We start from the raw sequence: 6,951 nt of genomic DNA on the forward strand, positions 1-6,951 counted from the left end.
AGCACTGCGCAGGATTTCCGCTGCCCTGATGAATTCAGACTCACCCTTGCGTAGCATCCAACACTGACGAACTCGCTTGGCCCACGCCTTGATGTTTGCCGATGACTTGCATCGAGATGAGACGGTCAACACCATGTCTTTAGTGCCAGCAGGGACGGCCTCTTGAATCGTAAATGGGTCAATAGGTTCGCACTTGCTCAGCAGCGCGGATATCACTGAGTACATGTTGCGTAGGTGGAAGTTCTCAAAGGCGTCAGCAGGAAGCTTGCCTGTGATTTCATGGCAGTCGATGTGATCGCCTTTGATAATCATCGAACCAATCAACTGCTCTTCAAAGTCGTAACTGTCCATCAGTCGTCTCTCCCTAAAATTTCGTCAATTTTCTCTTGCCGCAGCGCGGTTTCGATCCCGTACTTTTTCCCGCTCGGATTGCTGCCCTTGGCCCACTCAGTAGGCTGGTAGCCAAACTCGATATAACCGTTGATCAGGGTGTCAACGTCGCGTGGTGTCCTACCCGTCTCATCGCATTGCTTCAGGTGGGATGCCCACAGGCGCTTCAACCCATTTTCGGTAGTTGTCGTGATACTGAGTATTTTTGGGAGTCCGTGATTTTCGGCTTTGCAGTTCCAAGTATTCTTGAACCGATCCCTATCGAACTCGGGCATTTTTGCTCGGGGGTTGGTTTTTTTAGCTCTTGGGTTTGTACCTGCCTGACGAGGGGTTTTCTTTTTCGACTTCTCAACTTCATCCAAAACCACATCGTGGGTTTGGGTAGTTGTTTTTACTGTCTTTGGAATAATGTCTATGGTGTCCCCCTGTTTTGAGGGATTGCTATCCCCTAAATTGAGGGATTTTTCATCCCCTGTTTTGAGGGATTTAACCTCAATTTGAGGGGGCGCCCATTCTGATACGTTTTTATTGATGCCAATCATCTGACCGACAGCAGTTAACACGTTCATTTTTATGAGTTGTACTCTAGTTTCACTAACCCGTTTAACCGGCAATTTTGCTATCCCTGAAATTTGGGAGTTAGCAATTCTATCGCGTGGCTTATTCCATCCGTAGGTAAGCCGGATCACCGCAAGCAACACCTTGAATTGGCGTTTGGTAAAATCTGCGCCTGCAAGCTCTTCCAGAATCATTGTTGCCAGTCGGGTATACCCATCATCAAGATCGGCCACGCGACACTCCACGACCTCCAGATGAGGCCTGATAGGTGAGACATTGTTGTTATAATCGATAGCGTTACTCATTGGCTTTCCCCTGCAAAGGCTTAACCTTTCTGAATTCATAAATAAGCCGATTGCCAAATACTGTGTCGTTCTCACAGAGCATGACTAGCTCGTCAGGCTTGGCGGATCGCTGCTGAGTAACGTCTCGCTGTTTTGCGTTAGTTTTCTTTCGCATGTATAATTACCTCTAGAAAGACATTGTTATTTGCTGTTCTGAAGCCTCGGTTACCGCCGGGGCTTTTTGCTTTCCGGTCACCGCAATCACAGCCTGCCTTGCGATTTCCCTTATCACGCTCGTCTCCCATATCTTCTCCAGAAGAACAAACGTCACTGCCATGTCATGTACGTTTAACCGGCTGACCTTTGATTCGGCCCAGCCAGCCTCCCGCGCAAACTTGCTCTGGCCCTTGATAGCCATTCGGCTTCGTAGCTCAGATTCAACTTCCATAATTCTCTTGCTGTTACTTGCACGTTCCATTGCGTACTCTTCCCTTGTTAGATGTTGTTACGTGACAAAGCCGTAGCTAATGCCACTTGTGATTAGTTTCTTGGGTTTGCACTTTTCAGCGCTCGATTGAAGTGTTTAATGCGGGTGGTTAAGCGGCAGTAACTAACTCTGGCCAGATTTTTTGCCAGTCGTTTGGGCGTAAGTCTTGGCGGCTAACCACTCCACCAGTTGCAACCTCAATCTCCACACAACGAGCGGGAGATATAGGTGACTGCCCTGAGGACATCTGTGAGAGGTATGAACTAGAGACATTAATCTCACTTGCTAGCTTCTTAGCCCCACCACGTTCGAGTCGGTCGATATATTCTTTAAGTTCCATTTTTCACCTCACGAATAAAACATGAGTTTATTAAACACTAAACTAAACGTCAAGTATTTGCTTGTTTATAAATTACTAATCAAAATGACAATATGAACATAAAAGACATCAGGCGCCTGCGCCTAAAAGAATGGTTTGCTGATAAACCTCTCCCAGAGAAAGAGAAGAGTTATTTATCTCAGTTGATTACTGGCAAATCTACATCGTTTGGCGAGAAAGCGGCTCGGCGGCTAGAAAGCACCTATGGGATGCCTGTGGGTCATCTCGATTCGGCTTTTGCGCAAGAAAAGAGCAATGTCAAATTTGTTGGCCCGCATGTGAAAGGAAATAAATATCCTTTAATCAGTTGGGTTAGCGCTGGCGCGTGGTGTGAGGCCATTGAACCTTACACGTTGAAGGATATTGATGAGTGGTTTGAGTCTGACGCCCGAATTGAAGGTAATGGATTCTGGCTGCGCGTCGAGGGTGATTCAATGACGGCTCCTACCGGGATTAGTATTCCGGAAGACACTCTCGTTCTTTTCGATACTGGAAGGGAAGCAAGAAACGGTAGTTTGGTGATTGCAAAATTAGAATCCGCGAACGAGGCTACCTTTAAAAAACTAATCATTGATGGGGGGGCCAAGTATTTACGAGGCCTTAACCCAGCATGGCCTCTTGTGCCAATCAATGGGAATTGCAAAATCATTGGCGTTGCCGTCGAAACAAAGTTGCGATTGGTCTAATACCCTAACCCACTGCTAGCCCATAACTCAAGGAGGAGCGATGAAAGAGTATGTAATACCTGTGATTTTAGTCTTAGCTACTGTTATTTCCATTACTGTAATGGCACTGTTCCTTATGGGCTTGATGGGTGAAGGGATTGATATTGGTGGTATGACTTACTACCTCAGCTAGCCCATAGAGGGGTGGGTGGTAAATTCCAATTGCATAAGGTCAAAGAGCATTTAGTTTTATTCTAGTGATAATACAATCGGCATTTTACTGTATATGCGATCAGGTTTATTATGATGCACAGGATAGGCATTGATGGATAGTGATGATATGAAGTTCAGAATAGTCTATGACGGCCCAGCGTTAGAAAATCACGAGATGGATATTCGCGATCTAGCTCCTGCGCTTATTGCCTTATCAGACGTATTTGAAGAAGCGGCCAAGACTATCTACGGAAAAAAAGCCACCGTAACCGTAAAGGTAAATGCTTCTTTTAAAGCTGGTTCTTTTGGCATTGACTTGCTCGCTAGCTCTCCATCGTGGATAAAACAAGCGATAGAATTTCTTTCTGGTGATCCGGTGTCTGCGACTCTTAATCTCATCACCTTATTGGGCTTATCTAAAGTTGCTGGCACTCAAACAACCAGAGGTTTACTAGATTTAATTAAATGGATTGGGCCAAGAAAAGTAAAGTCTATTCATAAACTTCCAAATCGTAATGTGAAGATTTTCATAGATGATGAGGAGGAAGTATTTGAAGAGGATGTAGTTGAGTTATACAAGAATTATAAACTCAGAGAATCGCTTCAAGAAGTAATTGCTAGACCTCTTGAAAAAGAAGGGATTGATAGCTTTGCAGCTACTTTGGATGAAGGGAAAACATTCGTTACTGTGTCTAAACGCGAAGCAGAATTTTTCTACATAGAAAGACCTGTTGATTCAATTCTTTCAGAAAATACCACCGAAAAGGCACTGCAAGTTATCAACGTATCCTTTAGTGAAGGAAATAAGTGGCGTTTTTCTGATGGATCAGCGTCCTTTCTTGCTGAGATAACTGACGAACATTTTCTTCAAGACGTCAACTCTATGAAACTTAACTTCTCGAAGGGGGATATGCTTCTAGCTGATTTGAAGGTTACGCAATACATGTCAGGCGATGCCATCAAGACATCATATGAAGTGACTAAAGTTAAAAAGCAGATTAACCCACAACGCCAGATTGAATTCCCTTTTGAATAATCGCTATACCCGGCCCCGCTGCCGGGTTTTTTGTGCCTGTAATCTGACAATCTCACCACCCTACTTCACCAATCCATCCTCCAACTGCTCTATTGCCAGCTTTATAGCTAAATTGGATTCGCCTGTCTGCTCCATGATTTGCCAATGTATCCGCTTTAGCTGATATGCCACCTGAGCACGGCTTATCTCATCACCGTTCCGTGCCAGCATCAAACAGCTTTCTCCTACCAATCTGCATGCCTCGTTATATACCGAATCTGAGTTATCCATTTCCACCCCCCCTCATAAATTTCACCCAATTTAGCACACTTTTCACGCCTGATAGCCGGTGCGAAGGGTCACGTCTGAATTATTTTTGAATTAAATTAACTTAACAATCATATAAATAAAGTAAAGCATTCACTATTTGTTTATCATTTACTTGACGATTTAGTTTAGTGTTTAGTAAACTCACTCCATCAACACGGCAGGACGCCAAAAGTAAGACAGGAAGTTAAAACTCAATCGAGCGCTGAAAAGTGCAAATAACCAAACGAGATAGGTTTGGGATGTGGTGAATGCGCAGGCTGATGCGCACCATGATCGCAACGTAAGTCGCCCAGCGCAGTGATAGATGGTATGCGCGGCGTATGCCGTACAAGGTCTGGTTTAGTGCCATCCAGAATGCCGGAAAGAAAGCAGCACCGGCCACCACATCACCAAAGCTATCTCAGGAGAACAACATGATTAAGCCGCACACTATCAAAGAAAATTGCCGCAGCCGTCGTGATGCACAGCGTAAAGCAAAGCAACAGGCATATGCCATCGCTAACCCTATGTCAGTCGGCCGCAAGTATCAGGTTGACGCTTATTCCACATCACCAGTTAGACGCGCTGGTTACTCGCCTGCTCCACTACGGATGATTGCCAGAGCGGCATTTGGTAGAGTTAAGGCGTACAAGATGCATATTCTCCGCGCTTCATATCTCTTCGAATATGAGTTCAAGCGCAAACCGGTAATTGAAGGTGGATTGTGCTTGCCTGAGGTAGCTAAGTTTGCAGCAGGCTTCCGTAAGTCAGAATCATTAACAGCGAGGTAGGTATGGTAAACGAAGAAGCATTCAACTATGCGCAGCAAGTCATAGCTGCGAGAGATGAAGAAATACGGCAACTAAGATATGCAATCATGAACATACGGCATGTTCTATACATGTCTGGTGCTAAATTTCCAATTAACGAATCCAGAGAAGTAGAGTTGAGCGTCGCGCTGGCAATAGTCGATGCCGCCACGCTCCACCTTATCCGGCATGACGACATGCTTGTGGAGCCTTACCCTGAACTAGACGCAAGAGAAGAGAGCCCAAAGTGGTCATCTAGTTGATTTCTTTTGTTCTCTCATCATTTATTAGTTCATCATCGAGGGTGTCGCTTTTGCCAGAAAATCGGATGAAACACTCATGGTAAATTTCTTTAGGGATGCTGAGTTTTTCCTTTCTCGGCTGAGTTAAGCTTCTTCCATCTAAAGACAGAAGCCCTTTCCCAGCAAGAGAAATTGCTGTTTCATCCCCTCTCCTGACTGTAATTCCGTTGTTGGCATCAACAGCAAAAGCAAGCATTGCTTTCTCTTTCAATGAGAGGGAGTCAAATATCGCAGCAAGTGCTCGGGATGCATTATCTCTTTCCCTTCGCGCTCTATTTTCACTCAAGCGTTCAGTTATCAGGTCGTATGAGGATCGAAGAATCCCGTTAATAATGTAACTGCCGCAAAATAGCAGCGTGTAATACATCCAGTAAGGCGGGATTATCTCAGGGTTACGAATGTTAACCCATTCCTTGAAGTCAGTTGGTGAAATTATCACAAGAGCAACAAGGATGATAAGCATATGAATCAACTGTTTAAGTGTCATTCCTTGCAGGAAAAAACGTAGTAACTCCTGCCACCATGAGTTGTTCATCGGCGTAACTCTCTTTGCTCTCTGTAGGGGTGATTAGAGCTTAACCGATTTCTCGCTGTAGGGGTATAGCGGGCACCACCGCCGCCTGAGGTGGGAAAACAATCAGGCACCTAATATAACGTTCGCAAAGAAGCCCACCACATAGTTAAGGGGTAAGAGATGATAATTCAGAATCCAAAGGTAATAGTTTTAGAGAGAAATAAAAGCGGCAGTTATGCAATAGCAATTACGAATGGTAGTGATAATTTTAATGACGCAGTGTTAGCTGTTTCGGTAAGGCTACGCGATAACACCGATGGCTTAGAATTCATGCTGGAAGCAGCACTTTGCTATGCTGCTCAACGGATCTTACAGTTAGAGAAAGGTGGCTACTCACCGCCACCAGAGGGGAACTGTGAAGCGGTATCAGGTCGCGGAGTACAACCATCCTGACCATCTATCAAAAGAACAAACAAAGATTGCCGCAGACCTTGAGGATAGAGGGTCAGCAATTCGCTTAATCATTTCACGTACATCATATTCACCTTCAGATCGACTACCAACATAGGTTCCATCAGGTAAAGCGCTAACCTTTCCGCTTTCACCAATGATGGTTTTACTAAAGCCAATTTCCCTCATCTTTTCGTGGAGACTTTCATAATTTTCTGCATTTGCATCGAATATTTCAACGCGAGCAACATAATCTGCCATTTTTAAATCCCTATATTGACTGTGGAATAACCAACATATCAATTTCCTTTGACTGTGGAAAGTAGGGAAACCACGGCTGGGCGTGGCTAAATATCCCAGCACAAATTATATGAGGTCGCATAACGCGGCCTTTTTTATTGGCGGGTAAATGAGGAATGAATGATGGCAGAAATCAAAGAAACGAAGGATGTTTGGCTAACGGTTACCAATAGCGATTTAACAGAGGGGCGTGGGCGACCGGTGATTCTTTATGTGTGTGACAGCCCAGTAACAGCCACTCGACTGGGTAAGAAAAAGTCAGTTCAGGGAAGTGAC

General features: G+C 44.7%; 13 protein-coding genes. 5 read left to right on the plus strand and 8 right to left on the minus strand.

All coding sequences use genetic code 11. The annotated features are described in order from the left end of the window. The 5 genes from AEP37_RS21825 to AEP37_RS27655 all read right to left on the minus strand — a co-directional run. On the minus strand, positions 1-351 hold a 351-nt coding region (locus tag AEP37_RS21825), incomplete at its 3' end, for a DnaB-like helicase N-terminal domain-containing protein (protein ID WP_049615305.1). Next, positions 351-1,253, minus strand: coding sequence for a replication protein (locus AEP37_RS21830; RefSeq protein WP_049615306.1), 903 nt, complete (start codon positions 1,251-1,253; stop codon positions 351-353). The genes AEP37_RS21825 and AEP37_RS21830, both read right to left, overlap by 1 nt. Beyond that, complete coding sequence (locus AEP37_RS26315; protein ID WP_156168718.1) at positions 1,246-1,407, minus strand: hypothetical protein; 162 nt, start codon at positions 1,405-1,407, stop codon at positions 1,246-1,248. The genes AEP37_RS21830 and AEP37_RS26315 overlap by 8 nt, the downstream gene beginning before the upstream one ends. A 12-nt stretch (positions 1,408-1,419) precedes the next feature. Beyond that, entirely contained in the window at positions 1,420-1,710 is a 291-nt protein-coding gene (locus tag AEP37_RS21835; RefSeq protein WP_049615307.1) for a CII family transcriptional regulator, read from the minus strand. A gap of 118 nt (positions 1,711-1,828) precedes the next feature. Continuing rightward, positions 1,829-2,059, minus strand: a complete 231-nt coding sequence (locus AEP37_RS27655) for a transcriptional regulator (RefSeq protein ID WP_048619602.1) — start codon at positions 2,057-2,059, stop codon at positions 1,829-1,831. A gap of 92 nt (positions 2,060-2,151) precedes the next feature. On the opposite strand from AEP37_RS27655, the gene AEP37_RS21845 reads away from it, so the two are divergent. The 3 genes from AEP37_RS21845 to AEP37_RS21850 all read left to right on the plus strand — a co-directional run bounded on the left by AEP37_RS21845 (position 2,152) and on the right by AEP37_RS21850 (position 4,012). Beyond that, on the plus strand, positions 2,152-2,784 hold the full coding sequence (locus AEP37_RS21845; protein ID WP_049615308.1) for a LexA family protein: 633 nt from the start codon (positions 2,152-2,154) through the stop codon (positions 2,782-2,784). A 40-nt stretch (positions 2,785-2,824) separates the two neighbouring features. Further along, on the plus strand, positions 2,825-2,956 hold the full coding sequence (locus AEP37_RS27660; RefSeq protein WP_268872771.1) for a hypothetical protein: 132 nt from the start codon (positions 2,825-2,827) through the stop codon (positions 2,954-2,956). A gap of 132 nt (positions 2,957-3,088) precedes the next feature. After that, on the plus strand, positions 3,089-4,012 hold the full coding sequence (locus tag AEP37_RS21850) for a hypothetical protein (RefSeq protein ID WP_049615309.1): 924 nt from the start codon (positions 3,089-3,091) through the stop codon (positions 4,010-4,012). A 60-nt stretch (positions 4,013-4,072) separates the two neighbouring features. On the opposite strand, the gene AEP37_RS21855 is transcribed toward AEP37_RS21850, so the two are convergent. Then, positions 4,073-4,282: a DUF2767 family protein gene (locus tag AEP37_RS21855; RefSeq protein WP_072086388.1), complete on the minus strand. Its 210-nt coding sequence runs from the start codon at positions 4,280-4,282 to the stop codon at positions 4,073-4,075. 359 nt (positions 4,283-4,641) lie between these two features. On the opposite strand from AEP37_RS21855, the gene AEP37_RS21865 reads away from it, so the two are divergent. After that, positions 4,642-5,091 carry a transcriptional antitermination N peptide gene (locus AEP37_RS21865; protein ID WP_156168720.1) on the plus strand — a complete coding sequence of 150 codons (450 nt, stop codon included), beginning with the start codon at positions 4,642-4,644 and terminating at the stop codon, positions 5,089-5,091. 273 nt (positions 5,092-5,364) lie between these two features. On the opposite strand, the gene AEP37_RS21875 is transcribed toward AEP37_RS21865, so the two are convergent. Then, positions 5,365-5,946: a super-infection exclusion protein B gene (locus AEP37_RS21875; protein WP_049615313.1), complete on the minus strand. Its 582-nt coding sequence runs from the start codon at positions 5,944-5,946 to the stop codon at positions 5,365-5,367. A 159-nt stretch (positions 5,947-6,105) separates the two neighbouring features. Here AEP37_RS21875 and AEP37_RS21880 point away from each other — a divergent pair, with 159 nt between their 5' ends. After that, a complete protein-coding gene (locus AEP37_RS21880) occupies positions 6,106-6,378 on the plus strand; it encodes a hypothetical protein (RefSeq protein WP_049615314.1) in 273 nt (90 codons plus the stop codon). Here the strand turns inward: AEP37_RS21880 and ghoS are convergent. Then, positions 6,352-6,636, minus strand: coding sequence for a type V toxin-antitoxin system endoribonuclease antitoxin GhoS (ghoS, locus tag AEP37_RS25375; RefSeq protein ID WP_050692155.1), 285 nt, complete (start codon positions 6,634-6,636; stop codon positions 6,352-6,354). The genes AEP37_RS21880 and ghoS overlap by 27 nt on opposite strands. Between the last annotated feature and the right edge of the window lie 315 nt (positions 6,637-6,951).

The organism is Yersinia pekkanenii (assembly GCF_001152565.1).
In the GTDB taxonomy this organism is placed as follows: Bacteria; Pseudomonadota; Gammaproteobacteria; order Enterobacterales; family Enterobacteriaceae; genus Yersinia; species Yersinia pekkanenii.